The following is a 16,554-nucleotide window of genomic DNA, read 5'->3' on the forward strand; positions in this document are numbered from 1 at the left end:
GGATCGCGCGCATCGCGGCCACTCAGGCGCCGCTTGGCGCGATCCCGGCGGCGTGCCGTACCTTCACGCGCGGCATCATCAGCGTGACCAGCCCGCCGACGATCAGCGCGCCCGCGATCAGCACCAGACCGAACGTCACGCTATGCGTCGCGTCCTTGACGATGCCGAGCACATACGGGCTCACGTAACCGGCGAGATTCGCGATCGAATTGATCACGGCGATGCCGGCCACTGCCGCGGTGCCTTGCAGGAAGGTGGTCGACATCGACCAGAAGATGCCGAAGCCCGCCAGGATGCCGATATACGCGATCGACAGGCCGGTCACGGCGAGCGGGATCGAGTTCGTCACCGAGGCGCTGCCGAGCAAGCCCGCCGCGCCGATGAAGCAGCACACCGCGTAGTGCCAGCGCCGTTCGCCGGTCACGTCCGACGAGCGGCCGATCAGGATCATGCCGATGCCCGCGGCCAGATAGGGAATCGCGGTGACGAAGCCATTGGTGACGAGGTTGGTCACGCCGAGGTCCTTGACGATCTGAGGCAGCCAGAACGAAAAGCCCGCGTTGCCGGTGACGAGGCAAAAGTAGATCAGCGTGAGCAGCCAGAAGCGGCCCGAGCGCAACGCCACCGCGAGACTGTGCTCCGCGCCGGCCGCCGCGGCCGAACTGTTGTCACGCGAGAGTCGGCTCAGGATCACGCGCTTTTCGTCGGCGCTGAGCCAGGCGGCTTCGGCGGGCGTGTTGCGCAGCACGGCCAACGCCCAGAAGCCGGTGAGGATCGACGGAATGCCTTCGATCAGGAACATCCACTGCCAGCCGCGCAAGCCGTGCGCGTCGTGCAGCGCCGACATCAGAAAGCCCGACAACGGCGCGCCGATGATGCCCGCCACCGGAATCGCCGCCATGAATACGGCGACCATCCGCGCGCGGCGGTCCGACGGAAACCAGAAGGTCAGATAGAGCACCACGCCCGGCACCAGGCCGGCTTCGGCGACGCCGAGAAAAAAGCGCAGTACGTAGAACATCGTTTCCGAGCGCACGAACATCATCAGGCAGGACAGCAGTCCCCATAGCATCGTGATGCGGGCGATGGTGGCGCGCGCGCCGAACTTCTTCAGCAGCAGATTGCTCGGCACTTCGAACACGAAATAGCCGAAGAAAAAGATCCCCGCGCCGAGTCCGTAGGCCGCGTTGGAAAGGCCGAGGTCGCCGGTGAACTGCAGCTTCGCGTAACCGATGTTGACGCGGTCCAGATACGACAGCACGTAGACGAGAAACAGGAACGGCATGATGCGCCAGGTGATCTTGCGCAGGGCGGCGGCTTCGAGCAATGCGTCTGACGACGCGTCGGCGGTGGCGGAGAGCGAAGGTTGAGTCATGAACGGATGCCTCATTCGACGATAGGAAGCGCTCGCACGCGATAGGCGTGGCGCAGTGTGCGGTTCAGGACGGGATCGTGCAATTCGAGTTCGAGCGCGTCGCCGTCGGCCATGCCGACGATGCCGCCTTGCACGGCGAGGGTGCCGCAGAACATCGCGGCGCCGGGTGCGAGCGGCGCGCGCTCGAGCAAGTCGGCGGCGGGCAGCAGCGTGGCGACGCTGCCTTGCTGATAGACGCGCCGCTCGCCGTTCGTCACCGCGTAGGCGCGCAATTCCAGTCGATCCCAGTGGCCGGCGAGGTCGTCGAAACGCCAGGCGTCGCGCGCGACCGGTTTCGGGCATACCTGCTTGGAGACGGTCACGCCATAGGCTTCGACTTCGCGGTCGGTATGGTCGGAGCCGACGGTGACGAGCAAGCCCGCCTTCGATTGCACCAGCACGCATTCCGCCTCGCCGCTGGACTTCACGCCGACCACGTCGACGAGTTCGGCCTGCGTCAGCAGCTCCGCGCCGAGGCGGTAGAAGCACGGCGTAGTGGAGGGACGCTTCACGCCGAGCGCGGCCAGTTCTGCGATGTGATGCTCGATCGCGGCCTGGTCGCGCCCGGCCCAACCGGCGATGGTCAAGCGATTCACTTCCACCGTTTCGGCGCGACTGTCGCCGGAACGCTCCACAACATTGAAGGACACCTGCCGCATCATTCGACTCCCCTAAAAATATTCGCCAAATATTATGGTGATATTTCACAGGCGTCCAGCGTGTCAAAAACATTCTGCTGCGCGGCATCGTCGGGAGTTCAAGAGCAGGCGGCAATCCCGCGCCCTTCGGCGCTTTCCGCGATTCGGCGCCAGGCGGGCGTTTGCTACACTGCGTTTTCAAGATTACTTTCTGTAAGGAACGCATTCATGCACCACGGCATCGGCTTCATTCAGGATCTGGCGGTCGTGATGGCGCTGGCCGGCGTCGTCACCGTGCTGTTCCATCGCCTGAAGCAGCCGGTGGTGTTGGGTTACATCGCCGCGGGCGTGATCATCGGGCCGTACACGCCGCCGTTCCAGTTGATCCACGACGAGCAGACCATTCAGACCCTCGGCGAACTCGGCGTGGTGTTCCTGATGTTTTCGCTGGGGCTGGAATTCAGCCTGCGCAAGCTGTTCAAGGTCGGCGCGACGGCGATCGTCGCGGCGCTCTCCGAAATCGTGCTGATGCTGTGGCTCGGTTACGAGATCGGCAGCGCGTTCGGCTGGAGTCCGATGGATTCGCTGTTCCTCGGCGCGATCCTCGCGATCTCGTCGACCACGATCATCGTCAAGGCGCTTTCCGAACTGGGTCTGAAGCGCGAGAGCTTCGCGCAACTGGTGTTCGGGATTCTGATCGTCGAGGACATTCTCGCCATCGCGATGCTCGTGCTGCTGTCCGGCATCGCGCAGACCGGTCAACTGAGCGCGGGTATCGCAGTGGTCACGCTCGGCAAGCTGCTGCTCTTCATGACGGTGTCGCTGGTGGTCGGCATTCTGGTCGTGCCCCGCGCGCTGAACTATGTGGCGCGCGCGAGGAGCGACGAGATGCTGCTGGTGTCGGTGCTCGGCTTCTGCTTTGGCTTCTGTCTGCTGGTGGTGAAGCTCGATTACAGCATTGCGCTCGGCGCGTTTCTGATCGGCGCGATCATGGCGGAGTCGCGCCATCTGCACCGCATCGAGCATCTGATTGCGCCGCTGCGCGACGCGTTTTCCGCGATTTTCTTCGTGACGATCGGTTTGATGCTGGACCCGGCGGTGCTGGTCGACTACGCGTGGCCGATCGCGGTGATCACGGTGGCGGTAATCGTCGGCAAGATCGTCTCGTGCGGGCTCGGCACCTTTCTCGCCGGCAAGGACGGACGCACGGCGATGCGGGTCGGCATGACCGTCTCGCAGATCGGCGAGTTCTCGTTCATCATCGCGTCGCTCGGCTTGACGCTGAAAGTGACGAGCGCGTTTCTCTATCCGATCGCGGTCGCGGTATCGGCATTGACCACGCTGTTTACGCCTTATCTGATCCGGGCCGCGGACCCGCTGACGCAGCGGCTGGGTCACGCGATGCCGCGCACGCTCGCCAACGTGTTCGGCATGTACGGCCAGTGGGTGCGCAGCCTGAGCACTGGAACCGGTGAACCGACGTTGTTCAGCATGACGCGGCGAATCATTTTGCAGATCGCCGTGAACCTGGCTTTGGTCGCCGCGATTTTTCTGATCGTGTCGTATAGCGCGCCTTACACCGGCGGCTTGCTCGCGCGCTGGCTGACGGCCGAGCCCATGCAGCGCGTGGTCTTGTGGAGCATTGCGCTGGTCATATCGATGCCGTTTCTGGTGGCCGTCTATCGCAAGACCAAGTCGCTCGCGCTGCTGCTCGCCGAGGTCAGCGTGCAGCCGGCGATCGCGGGGCGCTTCACGCGTGCGATCCGTTACGCGATCTCCGACCTGGTGCCGGTGGTCTCGATGGTCGGCGTGTTCCTGCTGGTCGCGGCGCTCTCGAGCGGCATCCTGCCGCCGACCGGCCTGCTCATCGCGGTGCTCGGTTGCGCCGCGCTGCTGCTTGCGCTCGTGTGGCGCTGGTGCGTGAAAATCCACGCGGCGATGCAGATCGCGCTGCGCGAAACGTTCGACGAACAGCCCGATCCTTGAGTCGGATGGCGTGCATTGCCCGCCGCAACAATGTGACCAATTGTGTGTGGGTTTGCGGGGCTTGGTCCGCTGGCGGATAATCAGGGCATATTCATTCGTTCGCGTGCAAGGCGCCTGTCTGACTGTCATGAGCGAAAACAAACCTGAAAATGCCGGCGAGCCTGGCAGCCCACCGTCGCCTTCGGCGTCGCCGGCCACGCCGGGCGCACAGAAATCCGACATCGCGCCGAATGAGCCGGCAGCCTCGCTGCCTCCCTCGCATGAAGATTCCACGCAATCTCCCATCAAGGATGCGGTGACGCCGCAGGTGTATTCGGGGACGGCGGGCAAGGGCGCGAGTCCTTCAGCGGGCGGGGTTTCACGCGCCGCGGCGTCAGCCGCGGGTGCGGATTCCAGCGCCGGCGCGCCGCGCTCCAGCGTGTTGCCGGAAGGTTCGCCGTCGAGCGCTAGCGGTGCTTCCACCACATCTGCGGCAACTGAGGGAGCCGCCGTCCGGTCATCCACCGACGACCCTGAAAGCGCGTCGGCCGTCACACCCACCGATTCGCAAACGGCGCGGCAACGCGACGCCGAAGAGGCACGCAGTTCAGCGGCGGCATCCACCGCGAAGCAGGAAGCGGCGGCTCACGAGCGTGACGCGCAGCGTGTCGGCACCCGTCCCGTGACGCCGCCACCCATGCCGCCCGCGAGCAGCGAAGCGATCGACGGCGAACTGGTTACCTCTGCCGGCGATACCGCCGCTTCAGGTCAGGCAGCGGCATCCAGCGGGCGCCCGGCCGGCTCGCCGCCGCCCGGTTTCGGCGCCGCGCCCGACTTCAGCGCGTCCAATCCGCCGCCGCCGAACGCATTGCCGCCGTCGCCGCCGCGTTATCTGAAGCAGAACGATTCGGCGTGGACGGTGTTCGGCCGCATCATCGCGGCGCGCGCGCGCCAGTTGTTCGATCGCGCCGGCCAGCGGATCACGCAGCGCACGCTGCGCATCGGCGTGTCGGCGCGCATCTTTCATCCGGAGCCGGGGGCGAGGGGCTTGCGCGGCAAGACGCTGCAGTACCTGGAGGAATCGATCGCGCATTGGGTGATGTCGCGCGACGTGCTGGTGTTCATGATTCCGACGGTCGGTCATCAGGGCATGCTGCACCCGAGCAATATCCGTTTGCGCGATTATGCAAAGCATCTCGACGGCCTGTTGCTGCAAGGCGGCGCGGACGTCTCGCCGCAGTCCTACGCGGAAGCGGCAACCAGTCACGAATGGCCGGGCGACCGTGTGCGCGACATGTACGAGCTCGAACTGCTGCACGAGTTCATCGAGTCGGGTAAGCCGGTGTTGGGTGTATGCCGCGGCTGTCAACTGATCAACGTGGCGTTTGGCGGGACCTTGTATCAGGACATCGCTACCGATGTGCCGACCGCGGGCGCGCACGTCAACGAGAACTATGATCAGCATCGGCACGGGATTCACTTCCCGGACGGCTCCACGCTGGTGAATATGTTTCCGGGCCGGCGCGATGCGATCGTCAACTCGATTCACCATCAGGCGGTCAAGACGCTGGGCCGCGATCTCAACATCGAAGCGGTGTCGGCTTCGGACGGCATCATCGAGGCCGTGCGCTATCGGCGGGCGCCGTTCGTGATGGGCGTGCAGTGGCACCCGGAGTTCCATCGCGCGGGTGGCGAGGAACTGCTCGACTGCACGCCATTGCTCGATACCTTTCTGCGGGTGGCGCGCGAAACGCGGTTTTGACGGTGCTGAGATTCGCGCGTGGTCAAAAGCGCGTCCCGCGAGGTGGATTTGTCGGGGGCGCGTTGCTGTTGGATTTGGCGGCGCGCCTCGCGTTGGTTTCCCGGTCGTTGTCTTTCGGTCCACGCTCCGCAGTCTCACCGAGTCTTGGCTTGTCGATGCAGCAATGCTTTTGTCCGCCGCTTGATTACCGGTCGCTTTTAAGGCGGCGAGGAAGGCGAGTTGTTGATGAACCAAGATCGACGGCACGCGAATTTAACGACAAGCAATCTATCTCCGTATTGCAAGCCCGCATATCGTTGGATTTCCGTCAAATTAACGTGATCCGACCGCAGTCCACAAAAGGCGGATCGTTGCGTTTCGGTCCTATCTGAAATTTTTTATTCCGCGATTACCCGAGTTATTTGGCCAATCCATTCGCCGGCGATTTATCTCGATTTAAAGTCTGTGCGCGCAACATCTGAACGCTTCGCTTAACGACTAATCCGCGCGATAATCCTAGGCTGATCTGGATTTGCATGGAGCATGCACGTATGAAGTACCCCTTGATTGTACGGCGCGCCATGCTGCTCGCGACCTCGTGTGCGCTGTTGCAGCATGGCGGTTTTGTGCTGGCAGCGCAAAGCGACGAGGCCGCCCCTCTGGTCGGCACGCGACCGGCCATGAACACGTTGACACCGGAGCCGGTGGCCGCCGCGCTGCGCAGCGCGGCCTCAGGCACGCCCGCCGCCGCGGACGCGCAAGGCAACGTCGCCGAACTGATGCAGATGATTCACGACGCGAAGCTGAGCGAACTGCGCACCACATATAACGGTAGTTACGGCGCGAGCCTGTTCTTCTATCCTCGGGAGATGGCCTACTACGTCGCATTATTTCAGGACAAACATTTCTGGCGCGTGATCAAGTCGGAGAACGCGGGCCGAGCCGAGGCGATCTATGCGGGCTTCGTCCAGCAGACGGCGCAACTCGCGGAGGTCGAGATTCGTCGCACACAGTTGCAGGCCCAAAAGGCTTACATCGAGGACATCATCGCGTTGTCGGCGGAGCGCGCGAAGCGCTTGCAAGCGGATCTCGACGTCGCGCGCACGCAGCAGGCCAAGGTCAACGACTACCAGCGGCAGACTCAAGGCGAAGCGGCCGCATTGCACGCGGAAAAGGAAAGGGCGCAGGCGCAACTGCGTCAGGTGCAGAACGAAGTGATGCAACTGCAGCGGCAAACGGAACTTGGCCTGCCAGGCCAGAAGTAAGGGTATGAAGGTAAAAAGCCCGGCCATGCATGGCCGGGCTTTTTTTTTTGCGCCGCGAGTTCGCGACGGCGTTGCGCTTACCTGGCGAATTGATCCGGGACTTCGGTTACACGGCGCTGCGACATGTGATTCATCCATTCCGTTCCATTCGTTCCAGACGGATGACTTGTGGAAGCTGCGCGCGGCGACCGCGCGATGTCTTGAAGGTGCGTGCCGGCGGACATCGCCACGGACGTGTATTCGTCGACGCCAAGCCGCGATGGCTCCAGTGGCGAATAAGATCCCGCCGCCGATGGTTTCGCGAGCGTGTATTGCGTAGTCGAGGGAGCCGCGATAGGCGGGATGTCATCGTTCGGTGCCGGCTGATACGGAAGCCGCTTTACCGTGCCGTTATGGCTGTTTTGACGGTAGCTCTTGCCGTGCAGGCCGGCAGCCTTCTCGCGAAACTTGCTGCGGCGCTGTGAGACGGCCTTGCCCGCTGGGGCCTGCACGGATGAGACGGTGGCGGCGGTTGCGACACGAGCCGTGATTGCATCGGGAGAAGTCTTTTCGGCATGACGCGACGGAATCGGACCCGTTGGACGCGGTGTGTTGGCCTCCGACGCGGTCGCGACTGCGGACTCCTTGAAAGATCCGGTTGCGTTCGCGGTTGCATCCGTTGGTGAGGCACCTGCGCTCACATGCGCCGACTGCCCACCCGGCGCTCGCCGATTTGCTTCGCCGTTCGCGGCCGCGTGCTGAGTCGCTGCTGCGTCAGCCCTGCGATCATCGGCCGACGGTGAGCCGCGATCGACCGTCAACGAACTGCCGAAAATACTGTCGCCAAGTGTCGGGCGAGGGCCCAACTGACCGACAGCGATCCATGCAAGCATCGCAGCGCCGCCGAGTGCGCAGGCACCACCCGCTATTGCGCTCCAATGTACCGACGATCCATGCGATTCCGGCTCGAATGCAGGCATCCTGATTCGCTCGAAGGGCTGCCCTTCAGCGGTAATGGGCGGGAAGTGGTTGGACGGCGCATCGAATACTGTCGGCGCAGTCGCACGCCGTTCCTCCAGCGGCACCCATTTGCATAGCGAGCGGATGGTCTCTTCGCTCATGCAGAAGGTACGCAGCATCGCTGCGTAGAGCGCCTTGAGTTCCGCACGCAAACTGCGGACCGGCGGCAGCAGCGTCCAGTCGTGACCGAAAGACGCCGGCAAGTGGCCAAGCGGGCGCAAGCGCGGCAGCGCCATGGCGCCTACGATTGGGGTGAGTGGAATGGTGAGCATCGGTCTGTTCCAGCGCCTTTAAGGTAGCCCGCCGATCAGCGGACGCAGGTCTAGGGACTCAGGCTTCAGGACGATGCGAGCGAAACGCCTGGCGTGTGTGGGTGGGTCGACGTTGCAGGGAAGTGCCGCGCTCCGGGGAGCACGTGGGCGCGTGGGCGTTTTACTGTGAAGCCATCGGAGTGGCGAAGATAATGCCAAGAGGCCGCCGAACAAACGATCGGACTGTTCCGAAAAGCAATGCGGATCGACCTTCGCCCGCGATCGTCTGGCCGACGATCAAACGACGCGCGCGCCTGTTTTATCGATCCAGCCGGTACACATAGCGCAAGGCGGTAATATCCACGCCGCCCATATGATCCGGCTCCGCGCCGACGAACTGCCAGCCTTGCCGCTCGTAGAAGCCGATCGCCGACGTATTGCCTTCGAGCACATACAGATATAACTGCGCCTCGCCTTGCGCGCGAGCCCAATCCTCGGCGGCGCGCATCAACAGCTTGCCCGCACCGATGCCCTGGTACGCGGGCAACGCGTGCAGGTTGTCCAGCAGCACGCCCCACGCGGAGTCCGGTTGTCGTTCCACGCAGACGAAACCGATCGGCTCGCCCGCCAACTCGGCGATCAGTACGGCGCGGCGCTCGCCGCCCGGTGCGCTCAGTCGGGCTTCCCAATAGGCGGCACGCTCCCGCGTGACTTCGCCGTCGAGGAAGGCGTCCGGCAGCAGGCCGCGATAGGTGGCCTGCCAACTGGTGCTGTGGATCGATGCAATGAGCGCGCAGTCCGCGAGGGTCGCGGGGCGCAGCGAAAGAGCGCGGGTGGTTTGCATCGGTAGTGCTCGACGAAAGTGCTGGCTGCAAAGTTTACCGCGAGGTTACGACGGCGCTGTTCGGTAATGAAACTGTATGAATTACGCCACAGCGCAATCAACGCTAACATTATGCGGACGGGGTTTCGCGTGATTCACAACGTTTACCCTGATACCACGCAAATGATTTGAATAAGAGAATGCAGCGCCCCCGGCGCGTCCGCTCTTCTATCCGCGCGTGGCATCCGCTTGCCGAATCCCATGGATCGTACCAACTGCCTGATCGCCGCGCGCACGCATGGCGAAGGGCTCATTAGAGAGTGTCATGTCTACTGCGTCACACGCCGCTTCCTCATCGCAAGAATCCAAGTTCAAGACAGTTTTCCGCGTCGTCAGCGGCAACTTTCTTGAGATGTACGATTTCATGGTCTATGGCTATTACGCCTCCGCGATCGCCAAGACCTACTTTCCGAGCGGCAACGAATTCGCTTCGCTGATGCTGTCGCTGTCGGTGTTCGGCGCGGGCTTCCTGATGCGGCCGCTCGGCGCGATTGTCCTCGGCGCCTACATCGACCATCACGGCCGCCGCAAGGGCCTGATCCTCACGCTCGCCCTGATGGCGCTCGGCACGCTCACGGTCGCGGCGATCCCAGGCTACGCGACGATCGGCGTGCTCGCGCCGGTGCTCGTGCTGTTCGGCCGTCTGCTGCAAGGCTTCTCCGCCGGCGTGGAGCTGGGCGGCGTTTCCGTGTATCTGTCGGAGATCGCCACCAAGGGCAACAAGGGCTTTTATTGCGCGTGGCAGTCGGGCAGTCAGCAGGTTGCCGTGGTGTTCGCCGCGCTGATCGGCGTGGTGCTCAACAAGATGCTGCCGGCGGACCAGATGGTCGCCTGGGGCTGGCGCGTGCCGTTCCTCATTGGCTGTCTGATCGTGCCGTTTTTGTTCCTGATCCGCCGTTCGCTGAAGGAAACCGAGGAGTTCGAGGCGCGCAAGCATCATCCGGGCATGGGTGAGATCGTGAAGACGATGGCCGCCAACTGGGGCACCGTGCTCGGCGGCATGGGCATGGTCATCATGACCACCGTGTCGTTCTACATGATCACCGCGTACACGCCGACCTTCGGCAAGGAAGTGCTTAAGCTCTCGTCGATCGATACGCTCGTCGTCACCGTCTGCATCGGCTTGTCGAACCTGATCTGGCTGCCGCTCGCGGGTGCGCTGTCGGACCGCATCGGCCGCCGTCCGGTGCTGCTCGCCTTCACCGCGCTGACGATCGTCACCGCCTATCCGGCGCTGCAATGGCTGGTCGCGGAGCCTTCCTTCGCGCGGCTGCTGGGCGTCGAACTGTGGCTGTCGTTCCTGTACGGCAGCTATAACGGCGCGATGGTCGTCGCGCTGACCGAGGTCATGCCTGTCGAAGTTCGTACGGCCGGCTTCTCTCTGGCTTACAGCCTGGCGACGACGATCGGCGGCTTCACGCCGGCTATTTCGACGCTGCTGATTCACGACACGGGCAACAAGGCCGCGCCTGGTCTGTTCCTGGGCCTTGCGGCGGTCTGTGGGCTGGTTGCGACGCTGGCGCTGTATCGCACGCCGGGATCACGCGATCAGTATCGGACGGCCTGACGGTCGCCCGTTCATTCGGGCAATAGAAGAAAAACCCCGCGTTCGTGAGAACGCGGGGTTTTTCTTTTGCCGCTGCCGAGGCAACGCGATCGCCGCGATCGCCGAACGACGCAGGGCGAACGGCGCGCCTAGCCGCGGCGCAATTCGTCCGCCACCGCCTCGACCACCTCACCCCATGCGCCAGGCCGCGGCTGACGCGCGAGCGTCGCGCCCGGATACCAGGGACTGCGCGTCTCGCCGGCAAACCAGCGCCAATCCGCGGCGAACGGCAGCATCAGCCAGAGCGGCTTGCGCAGCGCGCCGGTAAGGTGAGCGATGGACGTATCCACCGACACCACCGCGTCGAGCCGCGCGATGATCGCCGCGGTGTCCGCGAAATCGCCGATCCGCTCGTCGAAACGATGAATCGACGCCGCCCGCGAATGTGCGTCGAGCGCCGCACGTTCCTCGGCGCTCAGTTCCGGTTGCAGCACGATCCAGTCGATGCCGTCGAGCGCGAAGAGCGGATCGAGCGCGGCGAGCGGCATCGAACGTGTTTCGTTTTGCTGGATGCGTCCCGACCACGCGATGCCGATCTTGCGTTTTGCCTGACCGCCGAGCGAGCCGCGCCATTTGCGGGCATAGGCGGGCGGCACGCTGAGGTAGGGCGTGCGGGCCGGAATGGTGTCGTAGGTGGTGCCGAGCGCGAGCGGCAAGCTCAGCAGCGGGCAGTGCAGATCCGCGGCGGGGCGCGGCGCGCCCTGGGCGATCAGCGTGACGCGCCAGGCTTCCGCAGCCGTCGCCAGCAGCGGCAGCAGTTGCGGCTGCACTTCGAGCACGACGCGCGCCGCGCGCTGCGCGGCCAGCGGGACGAAGCGCACGAATTGCAGCGTATCGCCGAAACCCTGTTCGGCATGAATGAACAGCGTGCGCTGTTCGATCGGCTCGCCGTGCCAGCGCGGCAGCGTCTGGATCGCCGGTTGCGCCATCGTTTGCAGCCGCCATTCGTATTCCGGCAGTCCGCGTGTGAAATCGCGCAATGCGAGCCATGCCAGCGCGCGGTTCATGTGCGCGCTCGCGAGGTCGGGGCGCAAGCGCAACGCCTGGTCGAACGCGCGCACGGCCGTGGCGTGCGCGCCGAGCGCCTGATGCGCGGCGCCGAGGCTCAGCCATGCGAGCGCGAATTGCGGATCGAGACCGACCGCGCGCTCCAGATACGGCAGCGCCTGCGCATGACGCCCCAACGCCGCGAGCGCATTGCCCATGCCGTAGATGGCCGGCGGCAGGTTCGGCTGCAAGGCGAGCGCGGCCTCGAATGACGCGACCGCTTCGGCGTGACGGCCGGTGGCGTCGAAGGTATTGGCGAGATTGAAGTGCGCGGCGACGAAGCGCGGCTCGGCGGCGAGCGCGGCCTGGAAGCACGGAATCGCCTCGTCCGCGCGACCCAGCGCGTTCAGCGACATGCCCATGTTATTGAGCGCGCCCGCGTGGCCGGGACGCAGTTCGAGCGCGCGCTGGAACGACGCGATCGCCTCCGTGTGGCGTCCGAGCGCGTGCAGCGCATTGCCGAGGTTGTTGTGCGACGAGGCGTCGTTCGGTTGCAGGCGCAGCGATTTCGCGAAGGCATCGGCGGCGTCTTCATGACGGCCCGCGGCGGCATAGGCGTTGCCGAGGTTGTAGTGCGCCATCGGGAAGGACGGCGCCAGCGTCAGCGCGTTGCGGAATCGTTCGATGGCGTCCTCGAGTTTGCCGAGCGCCTTCAGGGCGTTGCCGAGATTCAGTTGCAGCGCGGCGTCTTGCGGGCGCAGGTTCACCGCGCGCCGCACGAGCTCGGCGGCTTCGGCGTGCTGGCCTTGCTGGTGGCGCAGAACGCCCAGCAGATGCAACGCATCGACGTGCGCGGGATTGCCGTCGAGCGTCGCGCGGTAGCCGCGTTCGGCGTCGTCGAGGCGGCCGTCACGATGCGCCGCGAAAGCGCGGTCAAATACAGGTTGCATGACGGGGAAGGGTGGGCCGGATGAAACGAACCGCCGCATTTTCCCACACTCGCCGGACCGCGCTGCGATTTGACCGGTCGTCTCAATAATGTATAACGTATGAATACCTGTTCATATGTACGCTCACGCTACCGCCTGTCATGGTTTCTTCCGCGCCGCCGAGCAGCCCTGAAGAGCGTTCCGCGGACACCCTCGTGCCGCTGGCCGATCTGTTCCGCCTGCTCGGCGACCCGACGCGGTTGCGCATCGTGCTGGCGTGCGCCGACGAACGGCGCGCGGTCGGCGCGCTGGCGCAGGCGCTGCGTCTATCGCCGTCGCTGGTGAGCCACCACTTGCGGCTGCTGCGCGCCGCGCGAATCGTGCGCGCGGAGCGGCAGGGCAAGCAGGTGTTCTACCTCGCCGCGGACCGCCACATCAGCGCGATGCTGGCCGGGATGCTCGAGCACGTGGCCGAACCGGCCAGCGAATTTCCTCTGGATTCGACATGAAGAACAACGTTGCCCCGAACCGCCCTGACGACGAGCGCGAGGACGAACACGTCGGCCATAGCCACAGCCACGGTGGCGGTAGCCACAGCGACGGCAGCCACAGCGACGGCAGCCACAGCAGCGGCAGCCACAGCAGCGGCAGCCACAGCAGCGGCAGCCACAGCAGCGGCAGCCACAGCAGCGGCAGCCACAGCAGCGGCAGCCACAGCGACGCCCACCACGCCCACGCCCACGCCCACGCGCCCGCCGCCGGCCACGGTCGCGCATTCGCGCTCGCCGTCGCGCTGAACGTCGCGATCGTGATGATGCAAGCCGTCTACGGCGTGATCGCGCATTCCACCGCGCTACTCGCCGACGCCGGCCACAACCTCTCCGACGTACTCGGCCTCCTGCTCGCGTGGGGCGCCACATGGCTCGCCACGCGGCGTCCGTCGGCACGCTTCACGTTCGGTTTCGGGAGCTCGTCGATTCTCGCGTCGCTTGCCAACGCGGCGCTGCTGCTGTTCGCGTGCGGCGTGATCGTCGCCGAGGCGATCGGGCGCCTGATGAATCCGGCGCCGGTCGCCGGACTCGCGGTGTTCGTCGTCGCCACCGTGGGCATGGTGGTCAACGGGATTTCCGCATGGCTTTTCATGCGCGGTCAGAAGGAAGACCTGAACATTCGCGGCGCCTTCCTGCACATGGCCGCGGATGCCGGCGTCTCCGCGGCGGTCGCGCTCAGCGGCCTCGCGATTCTCTACACCAACTGGACGTGGCTCGACCCGGTGATGAGCCTGCTCGTGGTCGCGGTGATCGTGTACGGCACGTGGGGTCTGCTGCGCGATTCGGCGCATCTCGCGCTCGACGCCGTGCCGCCGGGCGTCGATATGCAGCGCATTCGCGACTATCTTGCGGATCAGCCGGGCGTCGTCGACGTGCACGATCTTCACGTCTGGGCGCTGTCGACTACCGGCAACGCGCTCAGCGCACATCTGGTGATGCCGGCGGGCCATCCCGGCGACGAATCGCTCGACGGCATCGTCGTCACGCTGCGCGAACGTTTTTCGATGCAGCATGCGACGCTGCAAGTCGACCTCGGCACGACCGAGCATCGTTGCGCGATGGACCATCCGCCGCATGCGCATTGACGCGCGGCACACGCACGGCATCGCGACGAAGCGCAACAGCCGCACACTTGTCCGCGCCCCCGCGATTGATGCGGCGCACCGTTGAGCAAGCGGTTGGCGGCGTACACTAGAGCGCACCGTTGTCTCCGGAGTTCTGCATGGACGCTGCTGCAAACGACGCGTCGCCGGTGCTGATCGTCGGGGCGGGGCCCACCGGGCTTGCCGCGGCGATGAGTCTCGCGCGTGCCCACATCCCCGTGCGTCTGATCGACAAAGCGATGCGACCGAACCCGTACTCGCGGGCCATCGGCATCCAGGCGCGCACGCTCGAACTACTCGAGCAGCATCGGCTGGTCGAGCGGTTTCTGGAACGGGGTCATCGCGCGCGTGCCGCTAACCTTTTTTCCAACGGCATGCGGCTCGCGCAGCTCGATTTCGATCCGCTGCACACGCGCTATCCGTATCTGCTGTTTCTCGATCAGTCGGTGACTGAACGTCTGCTGACCGAGCATCTGGCGGAGTTCGGCGTGACGGTCGAACGGGGCGTCGAACTGACCATGTTTTCGCAGGGCGCCGCGGGCATTCAGGCGACGCTGCGGCGCGCGGACGGCCACACGGAAACGCTGCGTCCGTCGTACATGATCGCCGCCGACGGCGCGCACAGCGCGATCCGTCATCGGCTGGGTTTGAGCTTCACGGGCAAGACCTTCGAGCAGACTTTCCTGCTCGCCGATCTGCACGCCGAAACCGATTGGCCCGAAGACGAATTCCATATTTTCGCTTCCGGCGAGGGCCTGGTCGCGTTGTTTCCGATGGGCCATGGCCGGCATCGTCTGATCGCGGATCATGCGGCCGAGCCTGCTGGCGGCGTGTCGCGCGCCATGCTCGCGACGCCCGCGGTGCTGGGCGAGCCGCCGCTCAACAGCGTGCCGGCGCCGTCGCTCGAAGCATGCAAGGCGCTGATCGCGCGGCGCGTGCGCGAACGAGTCGACGTGTCGGATCTCGCGTGGTCGTCGTATTTTCATGTGAACAGCCGGATGGTCGAGCGGCTGCGCGTCGGCCGCATCTTCCTCGCGGGCGACGCCGCGCACGTCCACAGTCCGGCCGGCGCGCAAGGCATGAACACGGGCATTCAGGAAGCGTTCAATCTCGGCTGGAAGCTCGCGCTCGTTTTAAAGGGCGCGGCGCCGGACCGTTTGCTCGACACCTATCATCTCGAACGTCATCCAATCGAACGCGACGTGCTGCGGCAGACCGGCTTCATCACGCAGATGGCCGAGGCCGATCATGGGCCGTTGAAGCTGCTGCGCGAGCGCGTGATGCCGGTGCTCGCCGCGCTTGGGCCGCTGCGCGATGCGGCGCGCCTGACCATCAGCGAGTTGTCGATCCAGTACCGGCGCAGTCCGCTTACGTTTGAACGCGTGCTCGACGGCGGCCCGCGTGCCGGCGAAAGGGCGCCCGATGCGCTGGTGCATGTGGTGGACGGACCGCTCGGCCGCGCGCCGGGCGTCGGCTGCATTTACGATCTGCACGACCCGGCGTTCTTCTCGCTGTTCCTGCTGGTGCCGCCGTTGCCCGTCGACGAAACGCCGCTCGATCCCGCGGCGAAGCACGCGCCGCCGCCGGACGCGGAACTGGAGCGGCTCGCCGCCGAAGTGGAGACGTTGCTGCCGGGCGCGGTGCGCATCTGGCGCATCACGGATACGACCGGCGACGGCGGTCCCGCGCTCGCCGAATCGTATGGACGCACGCGGCCGTCGTTCTATCTGGTGCGGCCGGACGGCTACATCAGCGCGCGCGGGCGCACCGGCTCCGATCTACACGGCCTGGCGCGGCACTGCGAAGCGTGGTTTGCGGTGAGTGGCGAGATACCGGAGCAGGCGGCCCTGTGAGGGGCCGCCTCGCGTGCTGGCTGCGGGGTGTTGCGGTGGGTTGCGGTGGGGTGACGGGCGGGCGGCAATTGCCGCCCGCTTGCGCCAAAACATGGCGACAGCCGCGCCTGCTCAGGCCGTGGCGGGCGCAGCCGGCGTCAGCGCCTCACGATGCTTGACGAGCGCTTCCTTGACGATCGCCGACATCGCAATGCCGTCGGCGTCCGGGTGATCCAGCGACGCCAGCAATGCGCGCCGCATGCGCGGCTCCCAGAAGCGGTGGATATGATCGGCGACGCCGGCGAGTGCTTCGTCGTGATCCGGCATCGACTCGAAAAACTCGCCGATCCGGTTCGCCATGTCGATCAGGTTCTGCTTGTCCATGCTCGC

General features: G+C 65.2%; 13 protein-coding genes. 7 read left to right on the forward strand and 6 right to left on the reverse strand.

Annotation, left to right across the window (positions count from 1 at the left end; all coding sequences use genetic code 11):
- Positions 1-22: 22 nt before the first annotated feature.
- Both BUE39_RS02910 and BUE39_RS02915 read right to left on the reverse strand, forming a co-directional pair.
- Positions 23-1,375 carry an MFS transporter gene (locus BUE39_RS02910; RefSeq protein WP_073427139.1) on the reverse strand — a complete coding sequence of 451 codons (1,353 nt, stop codon included), beginning with the start codon at positions 1,373-1,375 and terminating at the stop codon, positions 23-25.
- A gap of 11 nt (positions 1,376-1,386) precedes the next feature.
- The gene (locus BUE39_RS02915) at positions 1,387-2,073 is read right to left on the reverse strand and encodes a DUF2848 domain-containing protein (RefSeq protein WP_073427239.1); all 687 of its coding nucleotides are present in this window, start codon (positions 2,071-2,073) and stop codon (positions 1,387-1,389) included.
- A 207-nt stretch (positions 2,074-2,280) separates the two neighbouring features.
- Between BUE39_RS02915 and BUE39_RS02920 the strand changes: the two genes are divergently transcribed.
- The 3 genes from BUE39_RS02920 (at position 2,281) to BUE39_RS02930 (ending at position 7,023) form a co-directional block, all read left to right on the forward strand.
- Complete coding sequence (locus BUE39_RS02920; protein ID WP_073427140.1) at positions 2,281-4,038, forward strand: cation:proton antiporter; 1,758 nt, start codon at positions 2,281-2,283, stop codon at positions 4,036-4,038.
- Between the two features lie 307 nt (positions 4,039-4,345).
- The gene (locus BUE39_RS02925) at positions 4,346-5,779 is read left to right on the forward strand and encodes a gamma-glutamyl-gamma-aminobutyrate hydrolase family protein (RefSeq protein WP_412534839.1); all 1,434 of its coding nucleotides are present in this window, start codon (positions 4,346-4,348) and stop codon (positions 5,777-5,779) included.
- A 530-nt stretch (positions 5,780-6,309) separates the two neighbouring features.
- Entirely contained in the window at positions 6,310-7,023 is a 714-nt protein-coding gene (locus BUE39_RS02930; RefSeq protein ID WP_073427142.1) for a DUF2968 domain-containing protein, read from the forward strand.
- 77 nt (positions 7,024-7,100) lie between these two features.
- Here the strand turns inward: BUE39_RS02930 and BUE39_RS02935 are convergent, their stop codons facing one another.
- Both BUE39_RS02935 and BUE39_RS02940 read right to left on the reverse strand, forming a co-directional pair.
- On the reverse strand, positions 7,101-8,294 hold the full coding sequence (locus tag BUE39_RS02935) for a hypothetical protein (protein ID WP_073427143.1): 1,194 nt from the start codon (positions 8,292-8,294) through the stop codon (positions 7,101-7,103).
- Between the two features lie 298 nt (positions 8,295-8,592).
- Positions 8,593-9,117, reverse strand: coding sequence for a GNAT family N-acetyltransferase (locus BUE39_RS02940; protein ID WP_073427144.1), 525 nt, complete (start codon positions 9,115-9,117; stop codon positions 8,593-8,595).
- A 304-nt stretch (positions 9,118-9,421) separates the two neighbouring features.
- Between BUE39_RS02940 and tcuC the strand changes: the two genes are divergently transcribed.
- On the forward strand, positions 9,422-10,723 hold the full coding sequence (tcuC, locus tag BUE39_RS02945; RefSeq protein ID WP_073427145.1) for an MFS transporter: 1,302 nt from the start codon (positions 9,422-9,424) through the stop codon (positions 10,721-10,723).
- Between the two features lie 128 nt (positions 10,724-10,851).
- Here the strand turns inward: tcuC and BUE39_RS02950 are convergent, their stop codons facing one another.
- Positions 10,852-12,699, reverse strand: coding sequence for a tetratricopeptide repeat protein (locus tag BUE39_RS02950; protein WP_073427146.1), 1,848 nt, complete (start codon positions 12,697-12,699; stop codon positions 10,852-10,854).
- A 140-nt stretch (positions 12,700-12,839) separates the two neighbouring features.
- Here BUE39_RS02950 and BUE39_RS02955 point away from each other — a divergent pair, with 140 nt between their 5' ends.
- The 3 genes from BUE39_RS02955 to BUE39_RS02965 all read left to right on the forward strand — a co-directional run bounded on the left by BUE39_RS02955 (position 12,840) and on the right by BUE39_RS02965 (position 16,185).
- A complete protein-coding gene (locus tag BUE39_RS02955; RefSeq protein ID WP_073427147.1) occupies positions 12,840-13,187 on the forward strand; it encodes an ArsR/SmtB family transcription factor in 348 nt (115 codons plus the stop codon).
- Positions 13,184-14,314, forward strand: a complete 1,131-nt coding sequence (locus BUE39_RS02960) for a cation diffusion facilitator family transporter (RefSeq protein WP_073427148.1) — start codon at positions 13,184-13,186, stop codon at positions 14,312-14,314. The genes BUE39_RS02955 and BUE39_RS02960 overlap by 4 nt, the downstream gene beginning before the upstream one ends.
- 137 nt (positions 14,315-14,451) lie before the next feature.
- Positions 14,452-16,185, forward strand: a complete 1,734-nt coding sequence (locus BUE39_RS02965) for an FAD-dependent monooxygenase (RefSeq protein ID WP_073427149.1) — start codon at positions 14,452-14,454, stop codon at positions 16,183-16,185.
- A gap of 111 nt (positions 16,186-16,296) precedes the next feature.
- Here the strand turns inward: BUE39_RS02965 and BUE39_RS02970 are convergent, their stop codons facing one another.
- Entirely contained in the window at positions 16,297-16,548 is a 252-nt protein-coding gene (locus BUE39_RS02970; protein WP_073427150.1) for a formate dehydrogenase subunit delta, read from the reverse strand.
- Positions 16,549-16,554 lie beyond the last annotated feature (6 nt).

It is taken from the genome of Paraburkholderia terricola (assembly GCF_900142195.1).
GTDB classification, from domain to species: Bacteria; Pseudomonadota; Gammaproteobacteria; order Burkholderiales; family Burkholderiaceae; genus Paraburkholderia; species Paraburkholderia terricola.

Coding starts and splice junctions, on each gene's coding strand:
- BUE39_RS02935 (WP_073427143.1), bottom strand. CDS start 8,294: ATGCTCACCATTCCACTCACCCCAATCGTAGGCGCCATGGCGCTGCCG.
- BUE39_RS02970 (WP_073427150.1), bottom strand. CDS start 16,548: ATGGACAAGCAGAACCTGATCGACATGGCGAACCGGATCGGCGAGTTT.
- BUE39_RS02920 (WP_073427140.1), top strand. CDS start 2,281: ATGCACCACGGCATCGGCTTCATTCAGGATCTGGCGGTCGTGATGGCG.
- BUE39_RS02960 (WP_073427148.1), top strand. CDS start 13,184: ATGAAGAACAACGTTGCCCCGAACCGCCCTGACGACGAGCGCGAGGAC.
- BUE39_RS02915 (WP_073427239.1), bottom strand. CDS start 2,073: ATGCGGCAGGTGTCCTTCAATGTTGTGGAGCGTTCCGGCGACAGTCGC.
- BUE39_RS02955 (WP_073427147.1), top strand. CDS start 12,840: ATGGTTTCTTCCGCGCCGCCGAGCAGCCCTGAAGAGCGTTCCGCGGAC.
- tcuC (WP_073427145.1), top strand. CDS start 9,422: ATGTCTACTGCGTCACACGCCGCTTCCTCATCGCAAGAATCCAAGTTC.
- BUE39_RS02910 (WP_073427139.1), bottom strand. CDS start 1,375: ATGACTCAACCTTCGCTCTCCGCCACCGCCGACGCGTCGTCAGACGCA.
- BUE39_RS02950 (WP_073427146.1), bottom strand. CDS start 12,699: ATGCAACCTGTATTTGACCGCGCTTTCGCGGCGCATCGTGACGGCCGC.
- BUE39_RS02940 (WP_073427144.1), bottom strand. CDS start 9,117: ATGCAAACCACCCGCGCTCTTTCGCTGCGCCCCGCGACCCTCGCGGAC.
- BUE39_RS02965 (WP_073427149.1), top strand. CDS start 14,452: ATGGACGCTGCTGCAAACGACGCGTCGCCGGTGCTGATCGTCGGGGCG.
- BUE39_RS02930 (WP_073427142.1), top strand. CDS start 6,310: ATGAAGTACCCCTTGATTGTACGGCGCGCCATGCTGCTCGCGACCTCG.